Consider the following 18,537-nt stretch of genomic DNA (forward strand, 5'->3'; position numbering starts at 1 on the left):
TTTTATAGCAACTTGGTTAGATATTATAGCAACCTATTGTTTTGGCGACTTTTTAGTGAATTGAAATTTACTTTTGGTATTCAGCTTTTTTGGTAAACGAGCTGATGTCTTTATTCTATTTTGGCTGAATAAAGTACATATTCCGTTCCGTTGAGCCCTACGTATATGTATTTATTGAAATCCCCACTAAATGCGACAATCAAGGGATACTGATGTACACGTAAGGGATTATTGTAGTATTCTTCAATAGAGGCATATTGTGCTTTGATCATGATTTCACCTGTTTCTTTATTTTTTATTCCCTGGAGTAGCGTTTGTTCATCGGAAAAGTCGGTATATGGCATTTCTGTGAATTTGGGATAATAAATCAATCGGATTCCTTCGTCGATAAATGTTTTATTTTTTTCTTTAAAGTCAGCCATGGACCGATCGTCAGGGAATGCAATTTGACCCGTTTGATCGTTCTTTATTTGTTGGAATAGGGTCGTTTCGTCCACTTTATTTATCGTATGTGATGTGGAATTTTTAAAGAGCTGAATGAGTGTTTCTCCAGTTTTAAAATCTGCTGCATCATACTTATAAACCGGATCACCATTTTTGTCGATACGATAACGCTCACCATGGCGTTGAACCCACGCGTATTCAGCTGATCCATACTTTACAATTTCGGGTTTGTTGACATGGAAAATCTGGAAATTAAAATCTTCTTCAAATAGTTCCGCCTTTTCATACATCGGCGACAATTTTATGTCAAGAACACTATCACAATAGCCATATAGACTATCGTTCACCAGCACCGGGATTAATTCGGGGTAGGATAAGCTTTTGATTATAGGGTTCGTCTGCGCATAAGTAAAGATACTTAGCAGTGAAAAAAGAAATATGAAAATGGAACGCATCTAGTTGTGTTTTTTCTAATATATCAAAAATACGGCAATATTGATCCATTTAATATCCATGAAATCAGGGGTTTTTGTAGTGGATGCCAGGTCCTTTCATCACCCGATGAGCGATCAAAGGACTTGTTTTGCATTGTTTAAATCTAAACTGTATTTATCATTAAAACTAAATGGTTAGTTAGATGCATACTTCTACAATTTTAAAGTTTGTTGAAAAATCCATTGACATTATTGGTTTTCTAGATAATCGCAAAATGTATAAAATTTATTTTTCTTAAATAGCTGATATTTAGATTGTTGTTTGTTTTTTAAGGTGTGTTTTTGAGGTTTAATATATTTTCTTTTAAGTAAATATAGTGTAGTTTTTATTGAAAATATAGTTGTTAACTGAAAAAACATAATGTATAAAATACACGATAACGTTGTAGTAAATTATGCAAACGATTGTGTTTGTTGAACGATAATTTGGGGTGATTTTTTTATGTAAAATTGTTGGCAAGTGATAGTACTAACCAATATCAAGAGAAGAAACTATCTATAATCCTAAATAATAAAGTTCAATTCTAAATGAGACAGTTTTACATGATCAATTTAGCGTTCTTTATGCTACTTTTTGAGTCTTCGGCAGTGAAAGCTGGTGATCCTGGTCTGACACCAGGTCCAAAAATAGCTAAAGAAAGGGCCGGTAGGGCTCGAATGAAGAGTAAATCCAATGTCGATTCTTTGACAGCAAAAAGTAAGTTCTCCACGATACCTGTGTTGGGATCCGATACAATCTCAGTCGTGGAATTATCGAAATACCCCCTCGTTACTTTGGAGCAGATACTGAAGGGCAATATTTCTGGTGTGTATGTGCAGGAGCCTTCGGCAGAACCAGGCACAGTGCAACAAAATATGTTGGTTCACGGAATTACAAGACCTGTTTTTACAGCAAGAAATTTTAAGGAAAACCGTCCTTTAATTGTTGTTAATGGTATTCAGATCATTGATGAAACCAGTCTTATCTATAACATACAAAACGAGGAAACACAGCCTATCGGGGCTGCGACTAATATTCTATCTCTTTTTGACCTCGATAATATTGCGTCTATCGAAGTATTAAAAGATGCCGGGCAGATTGCTAAATATGGACCAAGAGCTGTAAACGGTGTTGTGTATGTCACAACGAAAACTGCACAAGCAGGAGATAAAAAAATCTCCATTAATGGCTATTCTGGATTTGCTGTTCCGAACAACATCACTACAGTCAATGCCGAATTCGAAAGGGATTTTAGACAAACATTTTACGATAAATACGCAGGTGCCGAACAGATTGCGGCCTATCCGAGTTATCTGAGTGATTCTTCGAACACCAATTATTACGGTCCGTCAAATTGGGTAGATCAATATTATAAACTCACACCCTTGTATTCGATCAATGGTGCTCTGATGGGCGGAACTAACCGTTCGAATTTCCGATTCTTTGCGAATCATACACAAAATGCCTCTGGGGCGGATGATACCAAGTTTAATAGAACCTATGGTGGATTCAGTATCAATATGTTGCCTACGACTTGGTTCAAAGTCAGTGGTAATATCCAGATCGGTCGCTTGGCGCGGGACAGGAATCGATCATTGACCGAAAGGTATACAGAGACCAAGTATACGCCGGATTTATCTACACCTTTGGCGCCGAACAAAAGTCTGTATAATCTCTATCTACGAAATTTTGACAAATTGACACTGGATAACAACTATAATACCAGTGTCCTGGCTTCGTTGGGACTAGATATCAACATCATGCCAGGCCTTGACGTTACTTCCAGGATAGCATTGGATTATAATGAAAACCGTAGGGACGTATTTTGGCCTTCAACATTGATGGAAGGAAACAATTATACATCTAATTATCTGGGATATAATGAGCGTTTGAGTTTTGACAATAATATAAGTTATGTCAAGGAACTGAATACGGGGAAGTTATTGTTCGAAGCTGGGCTTCAAATACAGGCAGATCGACAAAAATACAATTATCTCCAAGCCTATCGAGGACCTAATGATTATATCAAGATCAATAAAGTTGAGGGCGATAAGAATAAGGCTAACTATCTTGTTTCCATCGGTTTTATTCCTTATATCTATGGCGACAAGACCATTCATCATCTGATCAATACGTATTTCAGAACGACTTACGAATGGAATGGTCTAAAACTTTCAGGATTGATACGCCGGGATGGTTCCTCTTGGCAACAATTATCCGAGCGTTGGTATACTTCGTATGCTGTGAACGGTGAGTATGATCTGAGTTCCAAAATCGAAAACGATAAAATAGATATCCTAAAATTTAGGGGCTCCTACGGCCATATTGGTAATTTGCCCAATTCAGATACAGAGGCAGCAGGCCCACAATATTCCTCACAATTGAGCTGGGATAAAAATACTGGAATCATGTCTTACAATGGTGTTGGAACAGTCTCACGCCCTTATTCTTATGGCTGGGTTGGCTATGATGTGCCTTGGTCATTTACAGATATGTATAATATAGGGGTCAGTCTTTCAATGGCTAAGCAATTTGGTTTGCATGTGGATTTTTACAATAAAACCACTAAAAATATGCTCCTGCCAGTCCCTACCGTGGCTGAATCAGGATATAAGTTTGAATATGCAAGTGGTATGGATGTCCAAAATAGGGGTGTCGATGTATCGCTAAATTATACAATGCCGCGCAGTACTGGCGGTTTCTGTTGGAACAGTGCGTTCAATATTGCTTACAATACCAACGAATTGAAAAAGCTGCCAAATCAATTGGATGCTATCGTGGTAGGGAAAAATAAGCTGCAAGTAGGTGAACGAATTGATCAGTACTGGCTGTTGCAAAATAGAGGAAGCTATCAATCCGATGCGGAAGTGCCTGTCCGTGATGGCGATAACAGGGTAATGACCTACAATGGCACTGATATGAAAGGCGGCGATCCTCGTTGGGTAGATCAAGATGGTAATTTTGATATTAATAATGAAGACCGCATATTAATGGGCAATATAATTCCCAAATGGACTGGCGGATTTACAAACCAATTCGCCTATAAAAACTTTGATCTTTCTTTCCTCTTGTATTTTAATCTAGGCCGCGAGATCATAAACCAGCAAGCCTCGAAAAAATATGATTTCGCAAACGTCGCTGAATCCAAGAATTTGTATGGTGTACGTGAAATCACTTCCTGGGAGAAAAGTTTTGACGAAACAGCATATCCAATTTATAATCCTTGGTCTTCGGTAGTTCCCTATCAGGCTGAGCAGGATCTGTTTATGGAAGACGGTTCATTTGTGAAACTTAAAAATTTATCGGTGGGGTATGATTTGACTAAAGTAGTGAACAATAAAAAGTTAAATCGACTATACGTTTATGTGACAGGAAGTAATCTATTGACTATTACCAAATATTCTGGACGCGATCCTGAGCTGGTCAATTTTTACGGTTACGACACTGGTACAGGAATCCGTTATCCAAAAATGTATACCCTCGGTGTCAAATTAGACTTTTAAACCTATGATGAGAAAGAATATAATACTTCGTTTTTTACTTTGTTCGACGATTGCGATCTCCGCAATGTTTGGGACAAGTAGTTGTGAAAAATTTTTGGATGTTGAATCCAATCATATTGTTAATGAGGAAAATAAGTGGAAAGATATCAATGATATCCGGGGTTCTCTTCTTGGGGTATATGGTTTGTTGCGTACCGCCTTGGCCGAAAACAATGCACATTGGCTATATGGGGAACTGCGGAATGGTGATTTTACTGCATTGAACCGTCGTGATCTACAGGATATTGTGGATGGACGTCTAAATTCTTCGGCTAAGTTGATTCAGGAAGGTTCGGATTGGCGAAGATTTTATGCCGTGATCAATGCCGCAAATTTATTTATTGAACGCTCATATGAAGTTCTCGAACATGATAAACAGTATACTGCCGCTTTGCATGAGATCGACGTCGCTCAAATGCGTGTTGTCAAAGGTTTTGTTTATTACTTATTAGCAAGAACCTGGGGTGATGTTCCCATTTGGGACAAATCTTATGAAGGGGCTTTTCCAAAGATCAAAGCTTCTTCTGTGGATCAGGTGCTAACCTATGCCGAAAACGAAATAAATGCTGTTAAAGATAAATTGCCATTTTTTTATGGATCTTTTAATGATCCCGTGCTACCTGCAGATCTTTATCTGGGCTCCACTTCTGTGAAATGGTCCGGTGTGTTGTTTAATAGGCTATCTGCATATACGATTTTAGCCCATATTAATGCGTTATCGGGAAATTATCTTGAAGCATCGGTGTTTGCGGATTATGTGATCGCGAATGCGACGCGTGGCGGTATCGCTGCAACCGATATAGCAGATATAACGAATACAACCAACGTAGGTTTTTTCTTTGGTAACCGCATCAAACATATTATCGGTTTTCCCTTTCCAAATTCAAGTAATGAAGGCGGAACAGATGGGCATATCGAGTCGCTGACATTGGCTAAACCATTGGTGTCAAAACCCAATCCCGATATTTATGTGAAAGTAGAGCGTATCGTCGATATTTTTAATGAGGCAGGGGACCAACGTTTTCGTATTGATTCTACTGGAACTGTTCAAACCAGTTATTTTGCTGATTTTGGAGGTATCCGACCAATTTTCAAAAAGATACACATCATTCGTAATGGGGAATCAGGCGCAGATGGTTCACTCCCATTTTTCACTTCAACTTTGGTATTCAGTCGTTTTGAAGAAATCAATTTATTGCGAGCTGAGGCAAATGCAGTATTAGGACGTACAGAATTGGCTACTGCAATATTGAACCAGTCCCGCAAAAATCGTGGCCTTGTTGAGATAGGACCCAATGTTGATCTGATCGATGCAGTATTTCAGGAACGCCGCAAAGAACTGATGGGGGAAGGCTGGCGCTGGTTTGATGTCGTGCGTTACAATAAAATAAAAAAGAATGATCCTGCTTTCCAGAAGTTGATTGCCCAAAAGGGAATTTATTGGCCCATTAGTCAGAATGCATTGGCAAATAATAAAGAATTGCAACAAAATACATATTGGAAATGATGAAAATAAATAGAAGATATAATGTAAGTATTTTATTGGGTATGCTCTTGTGTATAACGGCTTGTACAAAATACCAGGGCTATTATGAATATGAAAATACTGAGAAGGTATTTAACGGGAATTCACTGGCCTATTTACAATCCAAACCGGGGGTGTTTGACTCCGTGTTATTGGTGTTGGATAGATTACCTTATCTCAAGGATGCAGTAGCAAACGAAAAGGTGACTGTTTTTGCACCAACAAATAGCACCTTTCAAACTGCACTTTCCAATTTAAACCTTGTGCGAGACAATCAAAAGAAAGAACATTTGAGCATCCAGAACTTGGATATCGCTCAATTGGATACCCTCATGACCAAATATATTGGCGCGGGGATCGTAACGACGGATTCTACACTCTATATCGATGGACTATTTATCGAAACCTATGGCATAAGGCACCCGATGCACGCACAACGAATCAAGGAGAACGCATCAGGTTTGGTAAATGGTGGTGCAGAAATCATGTATTATAGTGATACTAAAAATAACTCTTTCCAGTCGCAATGGATAAGAGCCAGCTCTCAGGCCGTGAATATTTTTACGGGCAATGGGGTGGTACATGTTTTAGGGGGACGTCATGAGTTTGGATTTGGCGATTTTTTAACCAGAATGAATAAATAAATGAAAAAATTCAATATATACTTACGAAGTAGTCTCTTGTTTTCGACAGCACTGTGTTGTTTGCAAAGCTGTGTTAAGGACTTCGTACCGAGTGAAAAAGCCGCCTTTAGCTTGGATATGGCTTTTAGTCAAACAGAGTTCAGACCGGTTTTGGGGAGAAATTATAATCAGAATTTTTTTAATGATGATCAGTCGACACGTCCATTAAATTTCCGGATTTTAAATGTGCGGGCTTTCGATGGCAGTGAAGCTCCCGAATTGTTAAAACCTTTCCCGGTTGAGGTATGGAAAAAGCCGTATACGGGTTTGGAAACATCATTGGAAGAAATCAATGCCAAGCGCGAGATTGTAAACCGTCCACTTTGGGAGATCGGTTTGCATTCGGGATCCTTTACAATGTGGAATGTCGCTTCATCGGATTTTGTCCGTGTCGAGCCAGATTCCTGTTATCTATTTGATGTAGAGGTTTCCAACTCTGGTGGAAAAAGATATTTCAAAGACTTTAAATTGAAACCCCAAAAAGAGATACCTGCCAGCGCATATTTTAATGAGTCAGAGAATGTTGTTGGGGATTCTACGAGACAGCCAATTTTGGATCAACAATTCTGGCTGAACCGTACCGGCGACGGGAGTTCTATTACTTTCAAGTTTCTTGATTCAAAATTGAAACCGATTAAACTTTCGAAATTTAATGGGATGACAGCAGAAGATTGGAAGTATCTGGTTCATGGTTTTAATCCAAAGTTTGCCGCCGATTCCAGTTCCGTCACCTACGATGTGGTTTATCCAATGCCTTTGGTACCTACACTAAATACGCGATTCAATGAAGGGGAAAAAGCTTTTTCTACTTTTAAGTACAATCGTGTTGCTTTTGGAGGTGCACGTATTTCGTCAACCTATAAACTGCTGTATACCATTTATCAGAAAGGGGATTGGGAAATTATTGTCTACTTCCCTACACAAGCACCTTTATTTGACAATGACTAACTAAGATACGTATGAAAAGATATATAATATTAATCAGCTGTGTGCTGACTTCGGTCATGTCACATGGGCAGACTAAGGTGACTGTAAAAGGGATGGTTTTGGATGCGGTCACTAATCGGCCAATGGTAGGTGTTTCGGTGCGTTCGGCGAAAACTGACAAGGTACTTTCCGCATCAGGATCAACAGGTGCCTACAGTGTCAGCACAACAAGTAATGATGACTTGATTTTTTCTTTTACAGGCTACACAGCATCCCGTATTTCCTTGACGGGGCGAAATTCCTTTGTGATCAACGTAAAAATGTCGACTGCACAGAATATGCTCGAGGAGACTGTTGTTCAGGGATTTTCTAGACGTTCCAGACAGACTTTGACGGGGTCATCAGTTTCCATAAGCGGAAAGGACTTACAGGATAACCCAGTAGCCAATATAACTGAACTATTGCAGGGTAAGGTCGCTGGTCTGAATGTACAGATGAATAACGGTACTCCGGGTACACGGGGTACAGTCTTGCTACGTGGTCTTTCTAACTTGGGAACCGTCGGTAGCGGTGTGGATACTTACTTGATCCCTACTTCTCCACTTTACATTATCGATGGGGTGCGCGTAGATGATAATACCAATTTCGAATATGGATATGGGGGAGCGGGTACAGGTATAAGTCCTCTTTCCTTGATCCCGCCTGAAGATATTGAAGAGGTGCAGATTTTGAAAGATGCGGCCTCCACATCATTGTATGGTACCAGAGGTTCCTATGGCGTGATTTTGATCCGGACTAAAAGGGGACGGTCGGAAGTGCCTCGTATCCAATATACAACCAATCAGTTTCTTTCTATACCACCGAACCTCCGTAACGTGTTGGGTGGGAAGGATGAGCGTTTGAGCCGTATTAATCAAGTCTATAATTATGCGGATAGCTACTGGCAAGGTCGGGATGATATCAATAAACATCAGGTACTGACGGATAGCTTAAATCCATACTTTAATAATTCGACTAATTGGCAGGGTGTATTTTACAAGCCAACATACAATCAGTCGCATAATATTTCAGCATCCGGTGGTGATGATAAATTCAGTTATAAGGTAAATGGGAATTATTACAAAGAGAATGGTATCGTGCAGAATACAGGTTTCAATCGCTACACACTTGATATGAACACCCAATATACCCCCAATGAGCGTCTACGTCTTTTTGCCTCCATGTCGGGTAAGATTGGTGAGCAGCAACTCGGCGGTGGTACTTCTGTGAGCCAGGGTGGGGTAGCCTCGGCAGCAACAGCCTCTTCTTTATTGCCTTCACCCTCACAAGGATTTGTTACTTCAGATTTGATCGCTGCATTGAATGGTCGTAATGATAATAAAAGTACAAACCTGATCGGTATGGTGGAGCTCGAGTTTGATATCCTCAAGAATTTCAGGGCAAAAAATACCTTCTCTTATAACTATTCTACCGATCGAACGGACACGTATAAACCCGCTATAGCAAACAACAACAGGTCGAGCTTTTATAATTATGACTCGCAGACCAACTCGTTGAATAATATGTTTTTCTTGTCTTATCTGAAAGAAATCGGTAAGCACACTTTTAATACCTATGTGTTTAATGAATTGGACATGAAAGACAACCTCAGAAAGGAATACCTAAAAGATGGCTTTGCGAATGATCAATTGGAGGGACCTTTCGGATTGTCTGCTGCCAAGGGGGGAGTAACGGGGGTGTCGGACTACCGTAGTGCCGGCTTTGGAGCGAGTTTCTCTTATAATTATAATTTGAAATACGTTGTGGATCTGACCTATCGTATTGATAAGACCTCTACTACCGGAGCAGAAAAACCCTGGATCAAAAACCCCTCAGTTGCTGTGCGTTGGAATATGGAGCGCGAAGGATTTATGAAAAATCTCAAAGATGCCGGTTATGTAAACAGTCTGGCACTGCGAGGAAGCTGGGGCCGTAATATTACACCTACAGGAACAGTTTTCGATGCCTTCGGTAAATATATTTATACAGGCTATTTTAACAATAATCCAACAATTGGTTTTGATTGGAAAAATATGCCAAATGCTGATCTAAAACCTGCAACAACGACGTCTATGAGCTTTGCATTGGAAGGGGATTTCTTTGATAATAAATTTAATACCATTCAGGAGGTCTATTACAAACAGGTTGAAAATGAGTTGATGCAGATTGATATGGCTGATCATAATGCTTTTGGGAAACAGCAATCAAACGATCTGGCTCACGTCACCTATGGTTACGAATTTACGTTGGCCTATCGTCCTTTTGATCGCGGAAGTGATTGGAATTGGCGTATTGAGCTCAATGGAGCAATAAATAAAGAAGCATTGACGGAACTGCCTAACTCACGCCGCCTACATATTGCTTATGACGAAGCATACAATACTTACCACCAGGCTTATATTTTGGGTAGAAATCCCTTTTCTCATGTTTTGTATGATTATAGAGGTGTGTTCAGTACTGACGGAGATGTACCTGTCAATCCAAGCAGCGGTGAACGGATGAAAATGATAAATGGCAATACGGTCTATTATTTTCAGGGCGGAGATCCCAATTGGACAGATGTGAATGGTGACTATATTATTGATGAAAAGGATATGGTCTATGTCGGGAATTCACAACCCCGAGTAACAGGTGGTATCAATTCATTTTTAAGCTATAAAAATTGGTCTCTGAATATGATGTTCTCTTATGTCAGAGGGCGTGATATTATCAACGAAGTATTGGCTACGCAGCTGAACTCGTATTTTGATCCGTTTATGACTGATAAGGATCGTAATGGCCGTCAGAATGCTGCCTTATTGCCATTGGACAGGTATGATTTCTGGCTGCGCGAAGGAGATGTCGCGACCTACCCGAATCCTTTTGATTATCAGCGACAAGGTGGTATGAAGCCATTTCGCCCCAACCAGACTTTGTTTATGGAAGATGGGAGCTACCTTAAGTTCAATTCAGCAACCCTACGTTTTTCATTTCCAAGGGAGTGGATAAAGCGTTACAAATTGCATGGGTTGAATACCTACCTCACAGCAAATAACATTTATACATTCACCAGCTATAAAGGTGTCAACCCAGAGGGGGTTTCCAGTATGGGATATGATCGTTCGGATGGCTATCCAAATAGACGTTCTTTCACGTTGGGTATTAGTGCACAATTTTAATAGAGGAAAAAATGAAAAAATACTATTATAAAATCGTTGGTTCATTTCTGCTGATCTTTTCGCTGATGGGCTGTAATAAATTTGTCAACGTAGAACCTATTGACAGCCTTTCGGGTAATAATTATTGGAAAGACCAAGGTGATGCGGAGACCTTTACACTGGAATTGTATCGACTTTTTAGAGAAGCTTCTTTATTGAAAGGACCTTATTTTATCATGGGTGAGTTGCGCAATGGGATGGTTCGACGAACACAGTCTTACCCGAATCGTTTCGATATTAATTATGCGGCGATTGGAGATGTAGAGAGCTTGGCAACCACACAACGCCCCTTACCAGGAACGAATGCCGATACTTTTTGGACCTATATCGTCGAGTGGGATATTCTGAACAACTGGCAGCCCTTTTATAAGGTGATCCAGTCAAGTAATATTCTCTATGAGAATGTTCTTCGACTCGCCGAAAATGATAAAAGCATCTCACCAGCAATAGTGAAGCATTATCAGGCCGAAGCAGTATTTATGCGTTGTCTGACCTATTTCTTTATGATACGTTTATATGGGAATGTGCCTTACTTCACAAATGCATACAATGATAAACCTCTGCCCAGAACATCACATATCGAGATTGCCAAAATGTGTCTAAAGGACTTAGCAGCGGTTAAGAATGATTTGCCTTGGACATATGACGAACCTGCAAATCGGGGTGTGCGTGCAATGCGTGGATCAGTGGTCGCATTGATGATGCATTTCAATATGTGGGCTGCTGGCTTTGATACAGGCAACGAACAAAAGTATTATCAACAGGCCGATGAACTTGGTGATGAACTGACTCAACAAGGTGAGCAACAAAACAAAGCTTATGAGTTATTGCCTATAAATCGGATTAAGGAGATTTTTCAGGGTAGATCGCGGGAGAGTTTATTTGAAATATCAAATAGTGTGAATTATCAAGGTTTTGTTCCTGCAAACTCGCGCAAGATGATTCCTTTTTACGTATTGGACGGTTACACCGTTCGCCTGAATCAGGACCGTGAGAATTCGGAGATGGCTTACATTCCCCAATATATCGAAAAACTATATCCGGAAGGAGAGCCAGATGGTCGTATCGCGGAATGGTTTGACGAGGCGAACTGGAAAACTGGAAACGGGAAATTCCGCCTTTATAAGTTCGTGAATTTTGAGTTTACAGGCTCAAATACCGCTGAAAATTATGCCAACTCCATTATGGTATTTCGTCTGGCTGAGTCATTACTATTGCAAGCCGAGGCATGTGTTGGATTGGGAAATGCTGATAAAGCTACCACTTTGCTCAATCGCGTACGTGGCAGAGCGAATGCGTCTTTGTATCCAGCAAATGGCTATGAAAGTTTATCACAAGCTATTTTCTATGAACGCGGCAAGGAACTTATGGGGGAAGGATATTATTTCTTTGATCTCGTGCGTACCAAGCGGATCTTGAGTGGAGAGTATACGCTAGCACCTTTAACATTCTCTACATTTAATGCTGGGGCATGGACATGGCCAATCAGTAGAGAGGCTTTAAAGAACAATCCACATATGTCACTTAATTATTGGAATAAATAAGATTAAAATTATATAATCAGATGAAAAGAGCTTATTTTTTACCTTTTTTACTTGCATTAATCCTGTCCGGATTTAGCTGTTCAAAAAATTACTACGATGATTCGGGTATCCATCAAGCCAAGTATGATGGTAATATGCTACAATATCTTCAATCTAAAGGGAAGGATGAACGTAGTCTGTTTGATACTTTGCTGACGGTCATCAACCTTGCCGGCTTGGAGAATACCATAGCAAATGAACAAATTACCTTTTTTGCGCCAACAGATCCAAGTATCGGCCGCGCTATTCGCATCTTGAATAAAACGTTATTTGAGGCGGGACAAGATACGGTGACGGCGTTGAACGAGATTGATCCGCGTGTATGGAAAAAGATGCTGCAAGGTTATATGATCAAGGGGAATCTTGGAATTGTAGACTTCCCTCAGGTAGATACGATGGCGTTAAATGCCTTCTCTGGTAGACTTTATCAAACCTTGGATGATGATCTCATTGTGAATATCGGTACTGTATTCCATGATCTTAAAAATGATGGTGTGACAATCAAATACCAGGGACCACGACAGCTATTGTTCTCTTATATTCCAGATATGAGTAGACCAAAGAGTTTTTGGAAAAATGGTTATGTTGCTACATCTAATATAGAGCCTACAAATGGCAGACTTCATGTACTTCGTTACATCGATCATCAATTTGGATTTTCATTTAATAACTATGCTCGGTTTTCTGACCTTGCGATAGAATATGGCATAAAATATAAGGAGAAATAGGTATGAAAAAGAATACAATACATATGCTTTTAGCCTCCTTATGTTTAGGCGGTTTCGCAATTTCATGTACAAAAAGTATTGATTACGGAACGGATCCCTATGGAATCAGTGAACATGCATTTGATTTGAAATTTGCGGATGCAGCGCCTTCTCCAAGTCAGGCACGTCCGGGAGAAGAGGTAACTTACAAACTTGTGGGGCTATCAGGTATCGATAAAACAGCGATGACATTTTTTGTCAATAATAATCCTTCAGAGATCATTGCTGCCACAGATTCTACGATAACGGTGCGTCTGCCAGAGACGGTAAGTACCGGTAGTGCAAGATTGGTTATCAATGGGCAGACCTTCGCCGGACCATTGACACCAATTATTGGTAAGGTAGCAATAGATCCGATTTTTAATGCGGGTACCGGAGCATCAGGGATACTGCATACCATTAAGCGATTGAATAACGGCCAGTTTTTTCTGGGAGGAAATTTTGATGATTATAATGGAAGTAAGGCTTTGAGTGAAATCAATGGTATTGCACGGATAACGGCTACAGGTGAATTTGTGTCGGGAATGGCGTTCGGTGAAGGAGCCAAAGGGGGGACGATAAATAATATAGTCGAACTTCCAGATGGACGCTTATTTGTTGCCGGTAATTTTTCGCAATACGATACGGATAAAACTGTTCGTAGCATGAGCATATTAAATGTGTCGGGATCATTGAATAAAGAGTCTGTAGAGATATTAAACCTTACAGATGACCCGACGAAAGGGACATTGAACGTACCTGTTTTTAATGGGGGTGTTTTGGATGGTGGAGTCGTTAAAGCATTTTACAGGGATAATAAAATGACGGTGGTAGGGGGCTTTAAACGCTATACCAGTAATTATTATGCACGCTCAACCTACAACCAGATCCTAAGTGATTATTTTCAGTCTGCCAGCATTGCACGTGTCAATTTAGATGGATCATTGGATTCTACTTTTTTGGTTGACAATAGCTCTTTTCCAAAACGTGGATCTTATGGGGTTAACGGAGGTGTATTCGATGCAACAATGGATGACAAAGGCACATTGACGATGGTGGGTTCCTTTACGCAATACAACAATAAAATCAGTGCAAGTAGAATTCTCCGTTTAAAGACATCAGGCGAATTGGATACAGAATTTAATGCTGGCGTTGGAGCCGATAATACCATTTATAAAATTGTACCAGTCGGGAACAAATTCTATCTGATTGGAAGTTTTTTGAATTATAAAGGGCAGCAGACAAATAATATTGTATTAATCAATGCGGATGGATCGGTCGACCCAAGCTTTAAAGCAAAGAGTTTTACGGGGGGTATTCCAGACTATTTAGCGGTATTGGATAATGGATTATTGTTGGTGTCGGGAACTTTCAAACGATATGATAATGTGATTCGAGAAGGTTTAATGATTTTAAATTCCGATGGTAGCCTAGCCAAAGGCTATAACAATACGGGGCGATTTTTGGGCAGTGTAACTGATTCTTATATCGGGGTGAACTCGATCGGACAACGCACCATTACTTTGGTTGGTCTTATCCTTTCATTTAATGGAAAGTCTGATTTGGGAAATATTGTTCGACTAACTATTCAAGATTAACGATGATGAATATCTTAAAATATAATACGAAGAGAAGCAAAGTGTATAAACTATTTTATGCCGTGTTACCCTTATTGCTGTTAGTTTCCTGTAATAAAGAGATTGAGAATAAGGCACATTTTGCTTCTACAGATGATATTAAGGACGATTATAGCGAAAAAAGCTATAAAGTTGCCTATATCGTGATAGAAGGAGCCGTCGGCTCAGTCGTGGCCACAGAAGCAACGGATTATAATAAGATGCCATTTTTGGCATCAATGACGAGTAAAGGCCTATTTAGCTGGAATTCGATTGCTTCCGATGCTACACAGGATATTACGTTTTATGCGGATTTATTGACTGGTGTAAAAAAAGATAAACATAAAGTTGTCTCTGATGACATTTCAGGAGCCGCGTTTGATAAGTATCCACTTATTTTCGATCGGTTGAAAAAGGATCTGGGAACCCGTACAGCGGTATTTACCTCAAATGCTATTGTAGACAAATTGAGTCAAAACTCGACGATTGATAATAAAAAAGTATTGGCTTCGGATGAACAAGTTGTACAAGAAGCGAAAACAGAATTAAAACGGGACGATTCAAATTTTACGTTGGTCACTTTAAACGGAGCGGATAAAGTTGGGAAAACACAGGGGTATGGACCGAAAAGCGCAGCCTATCTCACTGCGCTCAATACAGTGGATAAGCAACTGAAGGAGATTGTAGGCACGATCGAGTCACGATTAAACTATAACTCTGAAAGATGGTTAATTGTTGTTGCTTCAAATAGAGGCGGGACTTACGAATTGGATCCAATACAAGACGATCATTCGTTATATTCAGTTCCGTTCCGAAACAATTTTGTCCTTTTTTACAACAATCAATTCCAATATAAATTTATTGAACGCGTGGATCTATCAGACCCGACCTATGATGGATCAGCGATCAGATATACCGGTACCGCGACAAGTGCAGTGATTGATGCCGACAAAGCCGATATTTATAATTTGGGAAATACCGTAGATAAAGAATTCACAATTCAGATGAAAATAAAGTTTCATAATCGAGGTTCATTAAATCCTACGTTTTTTTCCAAAATGGGTAATACTGGCAACTCGGACGATGGGTGGTCTTTTATTCACAATGGTGGGATCGGTTGGCGATTGAAAGTGAAGGGAACACAGGTTATTGACAATGAAGTTTTCAATCTTAACGAATGGTATACTTTAACTGCAAAAATCTATAACGATAAAGGAACCAGAAAAGCAAAAGTATTCAGAAATGGTGTACTCAAAGCTGAGGGTAGTATTAATGGCGTTCAAGGAAGTTCATCACAGTCGTTGAAGTTGGGCTCTGGCGCTACTTATGGTAGCGGAGCTTCCCATACAATTACTGACGTACGGATCTATAATAAGGCTTTACCCGATGAATACATCGCTGCGAATTATTGCCAGACAGCGGTTTACGATGATAACATCTATTGGAACGATTTGATTGGGTATTGGCCAGCGATAGAAGGTGCCGGAAATGTACTTGTCGATAAATCAAAGAGTAAAATAAATTTTAATATTACTGGCGAAGTAAGCTGGAATGCATTTTCGGAGCGCTCGGGTAGTTTATGTCCCACAGCACCACAAAATCTAGAATTGTCTACGATCCGTTCGGTCGATGCTCCGGTTCTGATCTATAATTGGCTGGGGATATTAGGAACGGATAAATTTAATCTTGACTCAAAAGTTTGGACGCCAAACTATTCAAATAATTAAGCTTACGATGAAAAGGATTTTAAAATTTGTGGGTGTATTGGCATTGCTTTCCTCCACAGTAGCTTGTACGAAAAATTATGGTTATGATTTTGAAAATGGTTTCGAGATAAACAATATTGATGATACATTGGGACTAAATGTCAACAGAGATCCGAAGTTTATTGATAGATCCAAATATACTCAAGCACGTATTTTTCCCGGATTGGTGGATAATAAAGAACCCCGGCTGCAAAATTATAAGGTTACAGTAGACCTCAATTATGTACAGGTAAAAGGTTCAGATTTGAGGATATCTGTGGCGCCGGGGAATTGGCAGAGTACATCCATGTATGCGCCGGCTGGGGAACTCGTTGTGATTGAAGTGCCTGAGGGAATTTACGGACTTTATGCACAAATTGGGGCTCATACGACAACGGGTTCAGAGGGAATTCCTGTACCACAACGTGACTTAGTGGTATATTCCCGTCAGGTGTTGTTCCCAGGGAAAAATTACCTCAGAAATCTGTATGGCGGGCTCATCTATATTCTTCCTTCTGCACCATTAGGTCGCCAGGTTGAGCTTGCATTTTCCGGAGTTGCTAAAGCACCGAGTTTCAAACTTGGGGTAACAGATCCTATCGCTTGGGCAGAAGAGATCAAAAAATCTGCTGTGCCTTGGTTTGAATTGGAAGGTAACCGTATTGTGTTTACGATGGAAACAGCTAAAGCGCAAAAATATGGTGTAAGCAACCCAAATGAATTAATGGAAGCGTGGGATAAAGCGATAAAGGAAGGTTATTGGGATTGGACTGGCTTGGTCGAAGGAAGCACTGACCCCAAACATAGGGCACCTTTCAATAAATGGCGTATTGTCCATGATGTCCTGTTCAAAGATGGCGTAGCCCAATATTCGGGATTTCCAGTATATGCACGTAATAACGAATCTTATTTCAGGCAGGCAACCGATATTGAGGGTGTAAAAAATACCAATTGGGGAACTTATCACGAATTGGGCCATAATATGCAAATGGGGTCCACCTGGAGCTTTGCCGGTAATGGTGAGGTAACCAATAATTTATTCCATTTTAAAGTATCGCGTGTATTTGGTCATCAGAGTTACAAAATTGCTGAAGTCTGGAGCGCTGCAGTACCCTATATAGCAGAGCCGAAATCGAAAACAGGTGGTATAAATTGGGCGAGCATGGATGTAGATGGCAATAAATATAAAAGTAAATCAAGTGATATCCGATTGATGATGTGGGCACAGATACTGGAAAGATATGGTTATGATTTTATGACCTATATCTATAAGAGAGGTCGTGATGCACGCTTTACGTCCGTCAATGATCAATCAAAGGTTGATTTTTTCTATGAGGCTTTGAGTGAATTTACGAAAACGGACATGGAACCTTACCTTAATAAATGGGGTTTATATGTCAGTTCTGTCTCTAAGCAATATGTGTCTCAGACCAAGACTTTTCCATTATTGGATCGCGATGTATGGAATTTCAATCCGGTAACCCATACCGGAGGGAATGCGTCTACTGTTGCTCCAGTTTTTCTAGAAAAGAAAGGTTGGACTGCAGATGCAAATAGTTGGGATACTCGCGGAGGGGCACAAAATCGACCACCGAGTAATCTGATTGATAATAATTTGACAAATACATGGCATCCTTGTATCAGCGGTTGTACACCTCCAACCAATTACGTTAACACTGCCGTTCCGGACCGGACTTTTGTTATCACGATTGATACAAAAGACGCGATAGATGCTAAAGGATTTACGTTGGTACAGCGTCACGATAGCAATACAAACCACGCGAAAAAAATCACGGTTGAAGTTGGGAATAGTATCGATGCATTTTCAACTGTTGGTGTTTTTGATTTGGAGTATGGTAGCACAGCGGTAGGAAAGGAACAAGTGATTTATTTTGATGCAGAGACTAGAACATTGAAGAACTTTAGATACATCCGATTTAAAATCAATAAATCTGATGTCAATGGTGATGCCAGTGGCAATGCAGCTTTAAATGAGTTAGGACTTTTTAAATAAGA

Annotated in this window: 11 protein-coding genes; 10 read left to right on the top strand and 1 reads right to left on the bottom strand. The window is 39.9% G+C overall.

All coding sequences use genetic code 11. The features are described from left to right. Positions 1-110: 110 nt before the first annotated feature. Positions 111-899: a hypothetical protein gene (locus DFQ12_RS20475; RefSeq protein ID WP_120260897.1), complete on the bottom strand. Its 789-nt coding sequence runs from the start codon at positions 897-899 to the stop codon at positions 111-113. A 567-nt stretch (positions 900-1,466) separates the two neighbouring features. Between DFQ12_RS20475 and DFQ12_RS20480 the strand changes: the two genes are divergently transcribed. Genes DFQ12_RS20480 through DFQ12_RS20525 form a run of 10 tightly spaced genes read left to right on the top strand, consistent with a single transcriptional unit; the run spans position 1,467 to position 18,535 of the window. Continuing rightward, positions 1,467-4,421, top strand: a complete 2,955-nt coding sequence (locus DFQ12_RS20480; protein ID WP_120260898.1) for a SusC/RagA family TonB-linked outer membrane protein — start codon at positions 1,467-1,469, stop codon at positions 4,419-4,421. A gap of 4 nt (positions 4,422-4,425) precedes the next feature. Beyond that, positions 4,426-5,967, top strand: coding sequence for a RagB/SusD family nutrient uptake outer membrane protein (locus DFQ12_RS20485; protein ID WP_120260899.1), 1,542 nt, complete (start codon positions 4,426-4,428; stop codon positions 5,965-5,967). Beyond that, positions 5,964-6,629, top strand: a complete 666-nt coding sequence (locus DFQ12_RS20490) for a fasciclin domain-containing protein (protein ID WP_244211805.1) — start codon at positions 5,964-5,966, stop codon at positions 6,627-6,629. Before DFQ12_RS20485 ends, DFQ12_RS20490 begins: the two co-directional genes overlap by 4 nt. Continuing rightward, the gene (locus tag DFQ12_RS20495; RefSeq protein WP_120260900.1) at positions 6,630-7,616 is read left to right on the top strand and encodes a DUF5007 domain-containing protein; all 987 of its coding nucleotides are present in this window, start codon (positions 6,630-6,632) and stop codon (positions 7,614-7,616) included. It abuts the gene before it with no gap. 11 nt (positions 7,617-7,627) lie between these two features. Beyond that, positions 7,628-10,792: a SusC/RagA family TonB-linked outer membrane protein gene (locus tag DFQ12_RS20500; RefSeq protein ID WP_120260901.1), complete on the top strand. Its 3,165-nt coding sequence runs from the start codon at positions 7,628-7,630 to the stop codon at positions 10,790-10,792. Between the two features lie 11 nt (positions 10,793-10,803). After that, positions 10,804-12,375 carry a RagB/SusD family nutrient uptake outer membrane protein gene (locus tag DFQ12_RS20505; protein ID WP_120260902.1) on the top strand — a complete coding sequence of 524 codons (1,572 nt, stop codon included), beginning with the start codon at positions 10,804-10,806 and terminating at the stop codon, positions 12,373-12,375. A 20-nt stretch (positions 12,376-12,395) separates the two neighbouring features. Beyond that, complete coding sequence (locus tag DFQ12_RS20510; protein WP_120260903.1) at positions 12,396-13,142, top strand: fasciclin domain-containing protein; 747 nt, start codon at positions 12,396-12,398, stop codon at positions 13,140-13,142. 2 nt (positions 13,143-13,144) lie between these two features. Then, complete coding sequence (locus tag DFQ12_RS20515) at positions 13,145-14,758, top strand: DUF5008 domain-containing protein (protein WP_120260904.1); 1,614 nt, start codon at positions 13,145-13,147, stop codon at positions 14,756-14,758. Positions 14,759-14,760: 2 nt separating this feature from the next. Then, the gene (locus tag DFQ12_RS20520; protein ID WP_120260905.1) at positions 14,761-16,503 is read left to right on the top strand and encodes a LamG-like jellyroll fold domain-containing protein; all 1,743 of its coding nucleotides are present in this window, start codon (positions 14,761-14,763) and stop codon (positions 16,501-16,503) included. Between the two features lie 7 nt (positions 16,504-16,510). Then, positions 16,511-18,535: a M60 family metallopeptidase gene (locus tag DFQ12_RS20525; RefSeq protein WP_120260906.1), complete on the top strand. Its 2,025-nt coding sequence runs from the start codon at positions 16,511-16,513 to the stop codon at positions 18,533-18,535. Positions 18,536-18,537: the final 2 nt, after the last annotated feature.

Source organism: Sphingobacterium detergens (genome assembly GCF_003610355.1).
GTDB classification, from domain to species: Bacteria; Bacteroidota; Bacteroidia; order Sphingobacteriales; family Sphingobacteriaceae; genus Sphingobacterium; species Sphingobacterium detergens.